The sequence below is a fragment of the Flavobacterium salmonis genome (genome assembly GCF_903819435.1).
GTDB classification, from domain to species: Bacteria; Bacteroidota; Bacteroidia; order Flavobacteriales; family Flavobacteriaceae; genus Flavobacterium; species Flavobacterium chungangense.
Map to the genome: position 1 here is coordinate 1 of NZ_CAIJDP010000128.1, position 599 is coordinate 599.

General features: G+C 36.6%; 2 tRNA genes and 1 rRNA gene. All 3 read right to left on the minus strand.

From position 1 onward, the window contains the following. Nucleotides 1–95: ribosomal RNA gene (locus FLACHUCJ7_RS25205) — 23S ribosomal RNA — on the minus strand; the annotation flags it as partial. Nucleotides 96–292: 197 nt separating this feature from the next. Further along, a tRNA-Ala gene (locus tag FLACHUCJ7_RS25210) sits at nucleotides 293–366 on the minus strand. A gap of 142 nt (nucleotides 367–508) precedes the next feature. Beyond that, a tRNA-Ile gene (locus FLACHUCJ7_RS25215) sits at nucleotides 509–582 on the minus strand. Between the last annotated feature and the right edge of the window lie 17 nt (nucleotides 583–599).

The window sequence follows — 599 nt, forward strand, 5'->3', positions numbered from 1 at the left end:
GTGTGTGCCGATCCCCGTAGCTTTTCGCAGCTTATCACGCCCTTCATCGCCTCTGAGAGCCTAGGCATCCCCCATACGCCCTTATTTTGCTTATTGTACAAATCATAAATTAATATGACCGTTTTTTTTTGTTTCTTGTTGTTTGTATCTCTACTATAACAAAAAACGCTTTCTACTTTTTATTATTTCTTATCTCAATATGTCAATGAACTTTAATAAGTATCAAGATTTTTGTATTAAGTATTAAGACCTTCGTCCTGATACTTTGTACTTATATCTTTGTACTTTCTTGTGGAGAATAACGGAGTCGAACCGTTGACCTCCTGCGTGCAAGGCAGGCGCTCTAGCCAGCTGAGCTAATCCCCCATTTTTTAGTTGTCAGTTAACAGTTTTCAGTTAACAGTACTTAAAACGGTTACTCAACCTCTAAAATTTCCTTTTAATTAAGCTAATCAGTCTTTTTAATTATCAATTGTCAATTAATAATTGTCAATTTGATTTTAAAAAGTAGTCCCGGGCAGACTCGAACTGCCGACCCCTACATTATCAGTGTAGTACTCTAACCAGCTGAGCTACGAGACTCTGTTTTACTTAATTTT